This is a genomic window from Pseudoalteromonas sp. 2CM28B (assembly GCF_023161935.1).
This window is the reverse complement of the sequence record NZ_JALNTH010000002.1, coordinates 49,032-64,126: the sequence shown is the minus strand read 5'-3', so window position 1 is coordinate 64,126 and position 15,095 is coordinate 49,032. Positions and strand designations below refer to the sequence as shown.

Sequence of the window (15,095 nt, the reverse complement as noted above, 5' to 3'; positions counted from 1 at the left end):
TGCAGTTCGGAGCGTCTCGGTGTTCTCTGTGATTAAAAATCAAAGACTAGAGGCAAAAAAGCTAGCGAGCTATGGGGATCGGGCTTCGAGCCTGTTCCCGTAGCTCGTTGCCCGCCAAAACTATCTTTAATGACGCGACATAAAGTCGCTGCTACACCTAAACCTTGTAGCAGCGGGTTCACCCCGCGTTTGAATTAAAAAATCAAGGTAAATACCCACTTATTAGAAGGCTCTAAGCTCTACTTTAGACACAAAAAAGCACGACATTAATATCGTGATTTTGGTTTAATCAAACAGTGTTTAACGAAGTTTAATCTTGCTGTTGTTCCATATAGCGCTGTAGTTGATCTTTTAGGTTTGGTGGAATACCTTTGATCACTAACGTATCAGTGGCTTCATTATAAGTTACACGCTCGCCTAAATGCTTACGCTCAAAACTGATACTGACTCCACCGCCTAAGCCTGAAAATTTAACCATGCTGGTTACCGTTTTTTTATCAACCGGGAATGACTCTTCTAAGTCATAGCTTTGCTCTTTACAAAAGCTTTCAAACGGGTTGTCGTCGCCTTTAGTAAGCGTTGCTGAAAGTTCACTCACATTAGCTTCTTCACCCGTGGTAACACAGTCGTTACAGTAATCAAATACTTGCTTACGTAACTCGTCTTTTTCAGATTTATCAAACTCTTGCTCTGATAAGTAGTCTTCTACCGCATTGAGCATCACTTGACTTTGCTGCTTAGGATCAATGCCCTCTTCACAACCTAAAAAGTCTAAGAAAAAGTCAGCGACTTTACGCCCTGCACGACCTTTAATAAATGAAATATAACGATTGTCGTCTGCCTGGGTATCCCATGCGGTTAAGTCAATACGAGCAGCCAATTGCATACGCGAAATATCTAAATGACGCGATGCGGCTAAATCAAGCTCAGAGGTCATTGAGTAATGCTCTTTGATATTGATCATGGCAATCAACATATAATCAGTCGCCACGTACTGATAATGACAAAATACTAAATAGCCGGTTTCATTAAAGGCGTATTTATCTAACTCTTCTTTTAATACCGTTGATGCTTGCTCGGTCATGTGCCAAAAGCCAAGCTCATTATTGCGATAGCTTTGCATGGTAGAGGCTACAATACTGTTTTTTTCGCCACTAAAAGCACAAAACCCTTTGCCTGGCTTGCCATTGTAGGCATGGTGTAATTGCTCAATGAATACAGCCACTTTATCGTTGATAGTCATTTCGTCGTTACGAAGGTGAATTTGAGTGTCGTCGTCTTTTTTGTCTACATAGTGAACGACTAATTTTTTAACATCTATTGCCATCTTTGTTTTTCACGCCTCTGGTGTTAAAATACGGGAATATAACTCTTTTTATTGAACCAACTGATGCCAATCTTATCAAAATACTCTAATGAAGAAGTAGAACAAATCGTCGATCAGCTTATTGATGTTTTATCAAAACATAATGCGCCGGTTGATTTAAGTCTTATGTGTTTAGGAAATTCTATCACGCATATCTTAAAAGAGCATGTACCAACAGGGAAAAGACAAGCCGTTACCGAGAACTTTGCAAAAGCACTCGCGCAGTCGGTTAAGTAAACTCTATGAATTTATCGCAGCACAACCAGTTTTCATCGAAAGCGAGTCAATTATTAAGTTGGGGTCATTGGTTTACATTTGCCAATATTGGCTTAGCGCTTTTAATTAGCTTAAGCTATTTATTTGCCGATTCGCCACCGACCACTTATATGGGTATAACCTATATGATGGTTACTTGGCTAAGCCACACTAGCTTTATTGCATTTTTAGCGTTTGTGCTGACGGTTTTCCCTTTGAGTTTAGTATTCCCCTACCCACGGCATATACGTGGTATGGCAGCAGTGATTGCAACTGTCGGGGCCTCAATACTGACTTTAGACGCTTACGTCTACTTTAACTTAGGTTATCATTTAAATGCCTCTGCACTGCCTGAAATTATTTCACTGTTGTGGCATCGTGTAACAAACTCACCCGCACTTACTACCTTGCTAGCAGGCAGCATAGTGTTAGCAATATTAGCGTTTCAATTGACTGTTAGTAATTTTACTTGGCATCATTTAGGGCGTTTGAAACAGTTTAAATTTGCCCGTTATGCTGGTTCATTTTTAGTGATTTGTTTTGCGCTAAGCCACAGCATTCATATTTGGGCTGATGCCAATTTAAAATTTGATATCACTAAACAAGATAATGTACTACCGCTTTCGTACCCGACTACGGCAAAAAGCTTACTCGCTAAAAACGATTTGCTGGATGTTGAAAGCTACGAGCAAGCGCACAACGTTAAAATTAATAACCAAGGTATTAATTATCAAGCACCTGCTCCATTAGAAAAATGTGAAGATTACAGCGCAGCAAAAGTTGATATCTTGGTGTTTGATAATGACGAGCAGCTAGCAAAATTTGTTGCCAGCCAACAAAGTATTTATAAAAACACGCAATTTTTACAACCCACCGATCATAGTGATATGTTATTTGGGCTTGTGTACGGCTTGCCAGCATTTTACAAAACGAACATTATTGAGCAGCAAACTTTACCCGTTTGGCAAAGCCAACGTCGTAGTGTGGAAGTGGCCGGTATTGATGAGCTGAGCTTTATTAACGAGCAAGCACACAAAGACAGTGCAATAAGAATTGTCAAAGGGGCTGAAAACGCCACTGTACGTGATGACGCTACTGAATTTTTTGCTTTTAGTATCTCGCAAAATAGCAATGAAATTGTAACCACGTCAACATTGTACAGCTCCGATAAATTTATTTCTAAGGTGAACGGTTTAATTCAGCCCAGCGATATTATCGCTACGAGCCTTGGCCAATACTTAAACTGTAATGCGCTTGCGCAGCAAACTATGCTGGGTGAAAACTTGTACAGTAAAAGTAATAATATTGGGGTTAATTACTCGCAAGGCGTGGTGATTGCTTATAAAAAAGATAGAATCACGCTTATTGATCGTGATGGAAATTTTAGAAATATCTCTGCCGCTGAAGGGTTTTCAATTGAACAAGGGCTTGATATTCCATTCTTAGTGCATGGTATTAAAAAGCTTAAAACATTTTCTCAATAGCACCTCATAATACGAGCGAGTCATTAAAACTGACTCGCTTAGTTTCTGTTATTACTCTTTTGCACTTGCTATCCCCCCAAGCTAGGTTATAGTTTTTATTATTAAAAATTATTAACTCGATCAGAATATACAAAGGATAATCATTATGTTCAGCGTTATTAATCTGATCATTACTGTCTGTATTTTATGTTTTAGCTCTCTTGCATTAGCTCAAACCACCTATTTCAAGTGCGTCACTCCCAAAGGCACCACTTTCTCTCAATTTCCCTGTAGTGATAATGCTACCTCACACACAATAACCGCCACTGAGCCTAAGCAAACCGGTAAAGAAATAAACTATACCAAACAGTTAAACGAGCTGGAACGAGATACGATTATTTCCAACCTAGAAGCAGAGCTGCGCAGTAATCAGCATAAGTTAGCAATACTTTTACGAGAAAAAGACAGGGCTGATTTTAAACAACAGCAGCGTTTAAATCATATATTGAGCGCAGATGATAAAAAGCGTATTAGCAAAGATATTAGAAACACACAGAAAAAATTAGATAAGCAATATAAAAAAGATAAAGCATTGATTGAAAAGCGTATTAAAAAGTTACAAAAAAAGATTGATGCCTATCAACCTTAATCAGACTAACTTCAATAAATATCATCTTAATTAGCTTGGTTTTAAATATAAAATAACATACCCTTAACATCTATAGAGCATAAACTCTATTGTGTGTTTAGTGGTGTAATTTCCTTTGACCACCTTTTTCGGATTTAATACTAATACCAATTGCATTAAATTAGTGATCTATTATAGCGACAAAGAAATAAGTCGATAACAAGGCGAAAATTATGATACATAGTTGTTCTATATAAATAATTTTTAACGCAGCTAGCGGATTATTTAAAACGCTAGAATGATCATGTTTTTAATAAAATTGGTATAACCACCGGCATTATCCTAAACACCTAAAGGCGTCTATTAAGGAGTACTGATGCAACCACGCCAAATTGCTGAATTAATTTTAACCGGTTTTAAAAAACATTATTTGCTGTTTCAAAGAACAACAGCCAAGGCTCCCTACGCTTTTGCTAAAAGAGACTGGCAAGCTATTAATGATATAAGTCGCCTGCGTATAAGCTATTACGATGATCGGGTAAACGAAACAACAAAAACACTAAGAGAACGCCAGCAAACAGACGCGCTAAACGAGAGCTTATGGCTTGAAGTGAAAAAGCTTTACCAACACTTTTTATGTTTTCATCCGCAAGCAGAACTTGCTGAAACATTTTATAATTCAGTATTCTGCCGCCTGTACCACCGCCGCTATTTTCACAATGACTTTATTTTTGTAGAAGCCACGCTCAAAGATGCGCCTTCTGTGCCTGTTGAAGCTGAATACCGTAGTTATTTTCCTGTTGTAGATGGTTTAAAGCCCACCATTAAGCGCATTATTAATCACTTTGATTTTAAAGCCGACTTTGTCAATCTAGAACGTGATATTCGTTTATTAGTTAAAGCCTTTTATAAACAAGCACCCGATACACACCACCAGCATTGGCAAATGCGTTTTGATATATTACATACCCCGTTTTATCGTAATAAAGCCGCTTACATTGTGGGGCGCGTTGTATCACAAAGTGGCGTTCAGCCTTTTATTATTGCCGTGTTACACCATGAAGATAAAGGCCTCTATTTAGATGCCTTACTTACAAAGTCGTCACAAATGCGCGTTATTTTTGGCTTTGCGCGTGCCTATTTTATGGTAGAAACTCATGCTCCTTCAGCGTTAGTGCGGTTTTTAAATCAACTTATGCCTAATAAAACCCTCGCCGAGCTTTACAACGCCATAGGCTTTCATAAACAAGGTAAAACCGAGTTTTATCGCGAGTTTTTGAATCATTTAACCCATTCTAATGACGAATTTACCATTGCTCCCGGTACACCGGGTATGGTGATGATGGTATTTACCCTACCCTCGTTTGGTTATGTATTTAAAGTTATTAAAGATAAATTTGGCGAAAGTAAGCCGTTTGGTCGCGATACGGTATTAAAACGCTATCAACTGGTTAAAAGTCATGACCGTGTTGGCCGAATGGCTGACACTATAGAGTATTCAAACGTCGTATTTCCTTTGGCACGATTTGATAGTAACTTGTTAGCACAGTTGCACAAAACCATTGGCTCATCGATGGTGATTGAGGGTGACTGGTTAATCATAAAACATTTATACATTGAACGGCGAATGACACCGCTTAATTTGTTTTTAGAAAATGCAGACGAAAAAAGTGCCGCCGATGCCATTGAAGAGTATGGCCAGGCGCTTAAAGAAATGATTGCCGTGAATATTTTCCCTGGCGATATGCTGTTAAAGAACTTTGGTGTAAGTAAGCACAAACGTATTATTTTTTATGATTACGATGAAGTGCAATATTTAACAGACATGAACTTTAGAGCACTACCCAAAGCAAAAAGTTATGATGATTATTTGATGGATGAACAAAGTTACTCGGTTGCTCCGCAAGATGTATTTCCAGAGCAATTATGTACCTTTGTAATGCCTAACCCAACATATAAACAATTTTTAACCAGTACGCACCCTGAACTACTTGATGTGAGCTTTTGGAAACAAGCACAACAAAATATAAAAAATGGAAAGGTGAGTCATATTTATCCCTATCCTACAGCACAGCGTTTTATCCATTACTGGTAAACGTTAAGGACACACAATGAATATAAGTAAAATAGATTTAAATTTACTGGTTTACCTCGATACATTACTGCGCGAATGTAACGTTACTCGTGCTGCTAACCAGCTTAGTATTACTCAACCGGCAATGAGTAATGGACTTAAACGCCTACGTAACCTTTTTAACGATCCTATTTTAGTGCGTACCAGCGATGGTATGGTGCCGACCGAGCGTGCTATTGAGTTACAGCCTGTTATTCGCGGTATTTTGATGACGCTTGAAGAAACGCTAGCACCTAATCGCGAATTTGAAGCTAAACAAAGTAAACGCGTGTTTAGAATTATGGCCAGTGACTATGCAGCCAGTACCATGGCACCGCGTTTGTTAGGGAAATTACATGAAGAAGCCCCAGACACCACATTAGATATTTTAACGCCCAGCGATGTAACTTTTCATGATGTAGAAAACGGTAAAGTAGACATGGCAATTAACCGCTTCGAGAACTTACCGCAATCGTTTCATCATAAGCGAATTTGGAAAGATAGCTTTTGCTGTTTAGTAAGATCCGACAACCCTATTATTGAAAACTTTAGCCTAGATAGCTATTTAAAAGCCCGCCATATTTGGGTAAGTAAAACAGGCTTTGGTGTTGGGGTTGGCATGGATCCTAAAGATGTGCAAAAGCTGGGTTGGGTTGACGAAGCGCTCGCACATTTTGGGAAGCATCGAAATATTGCCACCTTTACTCGTAACTACCATGTTGCGATTCATTTAGCGAAAGAAAAAAACCTCGTGGCGACTTTACCTTCAAAAGCGGCCAATATTTATGTAGACGATCCGGGGCTTAAAATACTTGAACCACCCTTTCCAATTCCACCATTTGAACTTGATATGATATGGAGCCCTTTGTTACACAGAGATGCTAGCCATATTTGGTTACGTCAAAAAGTAGCCGAAGTAGCTGAAGAGCTTAAATAACCTTCTTACATGCTTTTATGTAAATTTTGCTTGCTAGCAGCATGTTAGCAAGCTTGCCTAGACCTCCCCATAATAATAAAACCATGAAAAACAATTAGTTAAAAAATAAAACCGCGTTGGAATGCCGCTTGCTTAGTTATCTATGTATTTTAAATTAACAGAGGTCATTATTATGAGCACCCATCAAGGACAAGAGATAAATCATATCACCGACATTATCCAAGTAATGAATAGCGGTATCGACTTTTACGAAAAAGCACAAGATAAAGTACAAGATCCTAGCGTAAGTGCATTATTTCAGCGCATGATCGACGCCCGCAAAGTAAGTGTTGAAAGCTTACAACCCTATGCAATTAATCAACAAGGTGCACGTGAAGATGGCTCTTCGTTCGCGGTAGAAGCACGCAGAGCATTTACCGCTTTGCTCAGTACATTCACTAGCGATAACGACCAAACCTACATTAAAGAGCTTGAAGAAGTAGAAGATAAAACCTTAGAAGAAATTAAAACAGCGTTAAAAAAGCCTCAATCACATGATTGTGAAGCGGCGCTGTCAAAGGTATTGCTTACCATGCAAAGCTGTCATGCTGAAATGAGTAAAATGCAAAAACATTAAGTTTAAAAACTATAAAAGGGCCTTGCGGCCCTTTGGTTGTTAAATAACAATAGGAGAGTTATTAATTAAAAGCGGTATTCTGCACCTACGTAGTAGTAAGCACCGTTAAAACCAAATGGCGCTGAACGACGAGAGTACTTAAATACCCCATCACTGCTGACAATGGTATTACCTTGAGCATCTACAATAGTGCCTGAACGTGAATTACCTATGGTGTTTTCATCTGGATAAACATCAAATAAGTTATTTGCGCCAATATTTACCGATAAATTATCAGTTACAAAGTAATTAACTTTAATGTCAGTTAAAATTTCAGCACCGTAAGTCTGGCGGCCGCCATCTTCAACTGTATACTCACCAAAACGATTAAGTGATAAATTAACAGTCCAATCGTCACGGCGATAAAGCGCACTTAAGTTAATGCGATCTTCTGGTTGCCATTCTTCAATGATAGAAATTTCTTGATCAGAAAACACATCATCGACTGGCACGGTTTCAAGACCAGAACCTGCAGGTGTAAATAACGACACAACATCGGTTTCGGTAAAGTTGGCCGCTAATGTAAAATCAAGTGTGCCGCCTAGGCCTTCTGTATTCCATGTAGCCACAAAGTCGATACCTTGCGTTTCTGTGTCAGCCCCATTTAAGAAAAACTGTCCTGCACCAGCACCCGAGCTCAATAACGCGGCATCAAGACTGTTTGATAAACCTTTGCCTAAGCGATTACTAATTACAATACGGTCGTCAATATCGATTGAGTAGTAATCAAGCGTTACATTAATATTATCGCTTACATTATAAACAATACCTAAACTGCGGTTTTGAGATTTCTCTTCTGTTAACTTAGGAATACCTAAACTTTGCGCCAAGGTTGAATCGTTTCTAAACGTGCCCACTTCTTCAGCCACTAAATTGCCATTAGGACCAACAACAAACTGCGTGCTGATATTGTTAAAGTACAACTGCTGCATTGAAGGCGCTCTAAAGCCTGAGCTTAATGCACCACGAAGTGAAATATCTTCGGTTAGTGACCAGTTACCCGCGAGTTTAAAGTTAACTGTATCGCCAAATCCTTTGTAATTATCGTAACGTAACGCCCCTGAGATAATCACATCTTCAATAACGTAAGCTTCAGCGTCTAAATAAAACGAGATCACATCGCGCGACTCATCAACCGACGATGCTGGCGATGAACCACCAAAGCCTTGTGTGCCACCTGATGCATTTTCGCTACCAATACCACCGCTTAGTCCATCATAAATATTAACACCATTGTTGGTATCGTAATCACGGTATGCGTATTCGCTGCCCTCTAAAATACGGTACTCATCGGTGCGTATTTCTGCGCCCATTGCTAATGAGTAATCATCAAAATTTTGAGTAAAATCAAGATTAATCGTTTGCAGTGATAGCTCCATACCATACGCGTAACCTTCACGTGGAATAGTGGCGCGAATATCTGCGGCGCTTAAGCCTTGGTCGTAACGTAAGAAGTTGGCATAAGAGGCATTAATCGTATCGCTAGTGGTGTAATCAATGCTGTTTTCACCATAGGTGTACGATAAGTCTAAGCTTGAGTCGTTATCAAACTGCGTTTTATAACCAAAGTTATATGAAATATCGTCAATCGTAGTGTTTATTTTTGGTAAAAAGCCAGCCGGAACTGTCGCATCACCATCTTGTAATACTGGGTTACCACCGGCATTGGCATTATGACGGAAAAATGCTGCTGATTCGTTATCACGCGTTGAATAGGTAATAAAACCGTATAGTTCACCCGCTCCTAATTCGTAGCCGGTGTTAACCGTTAAACCAAATTGTTGAGAGTCGGCATCGCCAATTCTAAATGTATCGCGTGGCGCGGTTAGTTCACGCGGGTCGCCTGCCAGTAACGTGCCGTCACTGAGCTCAGTACAACCATAAAATTGACATGAACCATGAAGCCCTGCACGGTTAGTTGGTGCGCGGTCACGGTAGTTTATAGTTGTATTTAAATAACCATTGTCACCTAAAGCAAAGCCTTTATTAAAGTCGATGTTAACAGTTTCGCCATCACCTTCTGAATACTCACCGTAGTTAATAGCGGCTTTACCACCTTCGCTGCCATCTTTGAGCACAATATTTATAACACCGGCAATTGCATCAGAACCATATTGAGCCGCAGCGCCATCACGCAGTACTTCAATACGTTTAATTGCTGAGGCTGGAATAGCGTTCATATCGGTACCCGCCGTACCACGCCCCACCGAAGTATTAATATGAATAATACTGGCTTGGTGACGACGCTTACCATTGATCAATACCAACGTTTGATCTGGCCCAAGGCCACGTAGCGTTGCTGGTCTTAATGCGTCAGTACCATCACTGATAGATGAACTTGAAAAGTTAAAAGAAGGTGCAATAGCTTGAAGCATGCGGCCAACTTCTGTTTGGCCGGTATTTTCGAGTGCTTCTGCACTTAAAATATCAACGGGGACAGGTAAGTCTTCAACTGAGCGCCCTGCCACACGACTACCTACAATAGCAATTTTTTCGATGTTTTGTTCTGCGCTTTGTTCAGCGGCCTTGATTCCTTGTGAATTAACTGCAAGTAAAGCAGGTAATACAGCTGCACTAACTCCTGAAAGCTTCATCATGTTGTTATCTTTCCTATTGATTTGTTTGAGTTTAATACTCAGTAAACCATTTTGATCAACAACCGCATCGAGCTGTGTCTCAGCCAGTAATGCTTTTAGTGCATCAAGTTGAGAATAAAATCCATACAACGAATTTGCTTCGTATTGCTTGGCAAGTTCATACGAAAAAACCACAGTTTGTTCTGTTTGCTTAGCAAATTCTATTAAGGCTTTGTCTGCTCGTTGCGCTTTTATATCAAATTGCATCATTTTCCCCTCGGTTTGACTTGCATACACACTGATACTTAAAAACAGCGGTGCAACAAGGCCAAATTGAGTTAAATGGCACGTATGGTTACTGCGCAACTTATATAAACAGTTAGCAAACAAAAATCCTCTATAGTTTTTTATCATTTTTTTAATCTTTAAATTACTTTTTACACCCTTACGAGCAACATTGATTAACAATGGTGTGATTTTCATTACGATTACCTATGATTTTTTTTGATATTTTAGGCTAACAACATGCTCGCCTAAACGTTCATGTTCAATCGAAAAATTATTTTGTAAGCTCTCTAACAGCCCTGCCACATCACCCGCTTTAAAAACACCGGCCACTTTTATACGGGCTAACTCATCAGATGATAGTTCAAACCGCGTAGCGGTATAACGGCTAACTTCGTTTAAGGCATCAACCAGTTGCTCACCATTAAATATCAACATGCCATTTTGCCAAGCTAAGTCACGCTGCACATCATCAACCGATAACTGTGTGATTGGTTTGGTAACGCTTTGTTCAATAATTGCTTTTTCACCGGAAATCACAATATTGGCATTAATTTGACGAATTTCATGATTGTTATTATCAGCTTGTTGATACGCTTTAAAATCATCAGCATTAACAGCAACGCTAGGATCGGTGATCATCACTTTACCCTCAGTAACAACCAGCTCGAGATCTGACGAAGTATTGCGCTGCACATTAAATACAGTACCGAGAGCGGTAAAGCTTTTATCACCGGCCATCACGCTGAATGGGCGTGATGCATCTTTAGCAACATTAAAACGGCCCTCGCCACGACTTAGTAACAATTGCCTACGGCCTTGGCTATAAGCGACTTCCAATGAGCTATTGGTATTAAGTTGTACAATTGTGCCATCTGGTAAAACATAGGTTGCTTGCTCACCAACTTTTGTTTTATAAATTTTTTTATAATTTACCTTGGCTAAATTTTTGTTGAAATTGCTATCTATATTTAGCAATAAATAGCTGCACATCATTAATGCAGCAACAATACTTGCTGCCATGCCAAATACATACGCAGGCTTTGTTTTGCTATTAGCCGATTGTTTATTTGGAAATAATACGCTGAGTTCGTTAAGTACACTCAGGTCATCCCAAAGCTGAGCTAATTCATACACCGCATTTTGATGAGCAGTACTTTGTAGCATCCACAGTTTAAATTGTTCCTGCTCTTCTTTTGTAAGGCCACGGTCAATAGCACTGATCCATTGCGATGCTTTTTCTAATATTAATTCTTTTGAGGTAAATTGATGGATGTTATTCATTTTGCTGCCCTCATTATGTCCGCACTTTGTTGGCAATGGTCGCTCTCATCGTGTGACTGTTCGCGCATATATAGCATGGTATTTAATAACCCTTTGGCAATGTGTTTTTCTACCGTACTTTGACTTAGCTGCATTTGCTGTGCGATCTCTTTTTGGCTCATTCCATAGACTTTTTTTAAAATAAAGCACTTTCTTACAACAGGACTTAATTGCTCAGTCGCCCGACAAAATAATAAAAAACGCTCTTTAGAGGTGTATTCGTCTTCTAATTGCATTGATTTAAGCAATTTGGGGAGTTCAGTTTCGTGATTCAAAGGGGTACTAAATTTATTATCCCATTTAGCTATATGATTAAGTGCTAGGTGTTTAGCTGTTTTTAACATGTAGCTACGGGTGTATTGAATATCTTGCTTTAATTCAGCTTCATAACTTTTAACAAAGGTTTCTTGAACAATATCATCAACATCGTCAGGCAACACAATTTTAGACACGAAACGCCGCAGTTGCGTGGATATGTCTGAGAATGTACTGGCTAATTTAAGTCCTCGAGCCACGTGGGTAGTCCCTTGTTATTATTATTACCGTAAGATTACGAGTTTTAGGGCTAATTACAAGGAGTTTTGTTAATTATTGGTTATTTATTAGTTGCTAACATACATAGTGCAATGTAAACGTATTACCTTTTAAAACTTTTTTAATCATTATGCCTGTTTGGTAAATATTGAAAGTTCGCGCAATTTTAGTTGATTTGGCTTTTTATAATGAGGGCAAACAGATATTTAGCTTAATTTTATTGGCGTGTTGTGTAGTAATTTAGTAGTCGCAACGCTACTATTAACGGATAGGAGTTACATATGAATAATCAAAAATTATCAGATTTTGAGCTTTACTTTCAAATTGAGGAAAGTAATCGCGTCAATCTGTTTGCCGTGGATGATTCGGCTGTGCCAAAAAGCTTAGCTGAACTTGACGCTGATATTCCGCCTTTATTTAAACTTGCTAACGAAGTAAGCAGTTTAGAGCAAAGCGCCTTAGGCCCTTTGCGTAATTTAGGTGATATTGCCCAAGAACTAACTACTTTTTTACAAGCTCAGTCGCACAAAATAGATTTGATCATGAGTCATATTTTAGCCTCTGAACAACCAGAAGATAACTCTATCTATTGCGACAGTTACGGCGGTGGCGGCATTAAGTTTACCAGTGAACATTTGTATACATTAGGGCAAAAGTTTCGTACTAAACTTTTTTTACAACACGAGGCCTCTGCGGTGTATTGTTATAGCGAAGTGGTTGCCATTGAAAAACAAGATAATGAGCACTACCAATATACTCTGTTATTTGTATCAATAAGAGACAGCGACCAAGAGCTGGTTGTAAGAGCCAGCTTACATGCGCAAACTCGCCAGCTTAAAAAGCGCCAGCAACTTGAAAAAGCCAAAGAGAGTACAAACGATAAAAGCTAGCGTTTATTTACTTCTCAAATCGCTTTAAAATTGTGAGCCAAACGCTCATTTAGAAGTGACTTAGCAGTAATTGAACTGCTAAACTAGCCCCATCTTTATTTGTATTAAAAATCCATGAACTTTAGACTTTTACCTGAATGGGCCGAGCAAGACGCTGTTATGCTTACATGGCCGCATAAAGACACAGATTGGGCTGATAATTTAGCCCGTGTAGAACCTGTATATATTGAGCTTGCTAAGCATATAACAACGCAGCAAAAGCTTGTTATTGTGGCGCATAATAGTGCCTTAAAAATGCATATTACAGCATTGCTAAATAGCGCTAACATCTCTTTGAATCGTGTTCATTTTGTAGTAACCCCTACCAATGATACGTGGGCTCGCGATCATGGCCCGCTTACTTGTAGCGCTATTGACTCACCCGAGCAACTAAAAGTATATGATTTTACTTTCAATGGTTGGGGCAATAAATTTGAAAGCGCATTAGATAATCAAATTAATCGTACTTTGGTAAAAGAGTTAAGTAGCAAAAACAACCACTATCAAGCGCTCGATATGGTACTTGAAGGAGGCGGTATTGAAATAAACGAGCATGGTGTGTTGCTAACAACCAGCGAATGTTTGCTTAATAAAAACCGTAACCCAAATTTAAACCCAAGTGACATAGAAGCGCTTTTAAAAGCGCACTTGGGCGCAACAGACTTTTTATGGATTGATCATGGCTATCTAGCTGGTGACGACACCGACAGCCACATTGATACCTTAGTGCGTTTTGCACCAAATAATACCCTAGTGTATGTGCAATGTGACGATAAAAGCGATGAGCACTTCAGCGCGCTTAATGCCATGCAAAAGCAACTACAAAGCTTTAAAACTGCCGATCGCACCCCATATAAGCTAATTGAGTTGCCATGGCCAAAAGCCGTGTACGATGATGAAAACACGCGCTTACCCGCCACCTATGCAAATTACTTAATTATTAACAATGCGGTATTAGTGCCTACTTATAACGATGTAAACGACCAACGCGCGTTAGCACAGGTTCAAAAAGCATACCCAGATCACACAATTATTGGGGTAAATTGTTTACCTATTATTGAGCAATTTGGCAGTCTTCACTGCATTACAATGCAATTACCTCGTGGATTTTTAGCTGGAGCAGCACAATGACAAGCCCTGCAAATTTATCAGTTGCCTTAGTGCAACAAAGCAACAGTGACAACGCTGAACACAATATTGAAAAATCAATTGCTGGCATTCGCGATGCAGCCAGTCAAGGTGCACAACTTGTTGTGCTACAAGAGTTACACCGTAGTTTATACTTTTGCCAAACCGAAGATGTCGACGTCTTTGATTTAGCCGAAACAATACCTGGGCCGAGTAGTAATACGTTAGGTGAACTTGCTAAAGAGCTTGGTATTGTGATTGTCGCGTCTTTATTTGAAAAGCGCGCTACAGGCCTTTACCACAATACCGCAGTGGTGCTCGAAAAAGACGGCAGTATTGCCGGTAAATACCGTAAAATGCACATACCGGATGACCCTGGCTTTTATGAAAAGTTTTACTTTACCCCAGGCGACTTAGGCTTTGAGCCTATTCAAACCTCAGTGGGCAAACTTGGCGTACTGGTGTGTTGGGATCAGTGGTTTCCTGAAGCGGCGCGTTTAATGGCGATGGCAGGTGCCGAGATTTTAATTTATCCAACGGCCATAGGCTGGGATCCACGCGATGATAAAGACGAGCAAACCCGCCAAAAAGATGCTTGGGTTATTTCACAGCGAGCCCATGCGGTAGCCAATGGCGTTCCAGTGATTAGCTGTAATCGTGTTGGTCTTGAGCGCGACCCGAGTGGACAAAGTGACGGCATTCTATTTTGGGGTAACTCGTTTATTGCAGGTCCCCAAGGCGAAATATTGGCAGAGGCCGATAATCAAAGTGAACAAATATTAATGGTTGAACTTGATCAAAAACGCAGCGAGAACGTAAGACGTATCTGGCCGTATTTACGCGACCGCAGAATTGATCATTATCAAGATTTAACAAAAATCTATCGCGACTAAATAATAGTAT

The 15,095-nt window shown here is 39.6% G+C and carries 13 protein-coding genes; 9 read left to right on the top strand and 4 right to left on the bottom strand.

Annotation, left to right across the window (positions count from 1 at the left end):
• Positions 1 to 310: 310 nt before the first annotated feature.
• Positions 311 to 1,327 carry a nucleoid-associated protein YejK gene (gene yejK, locus MTN96_RS02795; RefSeq protein WP_248530677.1) on the bottom strand — a complete coding sequence of 339 codons (1,017 nt, stop codon included), beginning with the start codon at positions 1,325 to 1,327 and terminating at the stop codon, positions 311 to 313.
• Between the two features lie 63 nt (positions 1,328 to 1,390).
• On the opposite strand from yejK, the gene MTN96_RS02790 reads away from it, so the two are divergent.
• The 6 genes from MTN96_RS02790 to MTN96_RS02765 all read left to right on the top strand — a co-directional run bounded on the left by MTN96_RS02790 (position 1,391) and on the right by MTN96_RS02765 (position 7,378).
• A complete protein-coding gene (locus MTN96_RS02790) occupies positions 1,391 to 1,603 on the top strand; it encodes a DUF1414 domain-containing protein (protein WP_008109847.1) in 213 nt (70 codons plus the stop codon).
• A gap of 5 nt (positions 1,604 to 1,608) precedes the next feature.
• The gene (locus tag MTN96_RS02785; RefSeq protein ID WP_013464687.1) at positions 1,609 to 3,105 is read left to right on the top strand and encodes a DUF3413 domain-containing protein; all 1,497 of its coding nucleotides are present in this window, start codon (positions 1,609 to 1,611) and stop codon (positions 3,103 to 3,105) included.
• A gap of 145 nt (positions 3,106 to 3,250) precedes the next feature.
• A complete protein-coding gene (locus MTN96_RS02780; protein ID WP_013464686.1) occupies positions 3,251 to 3,733 on the top strand; it encodes a DUF4124 domain-containing protein in 483 nt (160 codons plus the stop codon).
• Between the two features lie 355 nt (positions 3,734 to 4,088).
• The gene (gene aceK / locus MTN96_RS02775) at positions 4,089 to 5,807 is read left to right on the top strand and encodes a bifunctional isocitrate dehydrogenase kinase/phosphatase (RefSeq protein WP_013464685.1); all 1,719 of its coding nucleotides are present in this window, start codon (positions 4,089 to 4,091) and stop codon (positions 5,805 to 5,807) included.
• Positions 5,808 to 5,823: 16 nt separating this feature from the next.
• A complete protein-coding gene (locus tag MTN96_RS02770) occupies positions 5,824 to 6,762 on the top strand; it encodes a LysR family transcriptional regulator (RefSeq protein WP_028835763.1) in 939 nt (312 codons plus the stop codon).
• A 172-nt stretch (positions 6,763 to 6,934) separates the two neighbouring features.
• Positions 6,935 to 7,378: a PA2169 family four-helix-bundle protein gene (locus MTN96_RS02765; RefSeq protein WP_024601388.1), complete on the top strand. Its 444-nt coding sequence runs from the start codon at positions 6,935 to 6,937 to the stop codon at positions 7,376 to 7,378.
• A gap of 65 nt (positions 7,379 to 7,443) precedes the next feature.
• On the opposite strand, the gene MTN96_RS02760 is transcribed toward MTN96_RS02765, so the two are convergent.
• Genes MTN96_RS02760 through MTN96_RS02750 form a run of 3 tightly spaced genes read right to left on the bottom strand, consistent with a single transcriptional unit; the run spans position 7,444 to position 12,116 of the window.
• A complete protein-coding gene (locus MTN96_RS02760; RefSeq protein ID WP_248530676.1) occupies positions 7,444 to 10,476 on the bottom strand; it encodes a TonB-dependent siderophore receptor in 3,033 nt (1,010 codons plus the stop codon).
• Positions 10,477 to 10,485: 9 nt separating this feature from the next.
• On the bottom strand, positions 10,486 to 11,562 hold the full coding sequence (locus tag MTN96_RS02755) for a FecR family protein (RefSeq protein WP_248530675.1): 1,077 nt from the start codon (positions 11,560 to 11,562) through the stop codon (positions 10,486 to 10,488).
• The gene (locus MTN96_RS02750; RefSeq protein WP_013464680.1) at positions 11,559 to 12,116 is read right to left on the bottom strand and encodes an RNA polymerase sigma factor; all 558 of its coding nucleotides are present in this window, start codon (positions 12,114 to 12,116) and stop codon (positions 11,559 to 11,561) included. Before MTN96_RS02750 ends, MTN96_RS02755 begins: the two co-directional genes overlap by 4 nt.
• A 300-nt stretch (positions 12,117 to 12,416) precedes the next feature.
• On the opposite strand from MTN96_RS02750, the gene MTN96_RS02745 reads away from it, so the two are divergent.
• The 3 genes from MTN96_RS02745 to MTN96_RS02735 all read left to right on the top strand — a co-directional run bounded on the left by MTN96_RS02745 (position 12,417) and on the right by MTN96_RS02735 (position 15,085).
• Positions 12,417 to 13,025 carry a PilZ domain-containing protein gene (locus tag MTN96_RS02745; protein ID WP_248530674.1) on the top strand — a complete coding sequence of 203 codons (609 nt, stop codon included), beginning with the start codon at positions 12,417 to 12,419 and terminating at the stop codon, positions 13,023 to 13,025.
• Between the two features lie 114 nt (positions 13,026 to 13,139).
• Complete coding sequence (locus MTN96_RS02740) at positions 13,140 to 14,195, top strand: agmatine/peptidylarginine deiminase (RefSeq protein WP_248530673.1); 1,056 nt, start codon at positions 13,140 to 13,142, stop codon at positions 14,193 to 14,195.
• On the top strand, positions 14,192 to 15,085 hold the full coding sequence (locus MTN96_RS02735; protein ID WP_138687012.1) for a carbon-nitrogen hydrolase: 894 nt from the start codon (positions 14,192 to 14,194) through the stop codon (positions 15,083 to 15,085). Before MTN96_RS02740 ends, MTN96_RS02735 begins: the two co-directional genes overlap by 4 nt.
• Positions 15,086 to 15,095 lie beyond the last annotated feature (10 nt).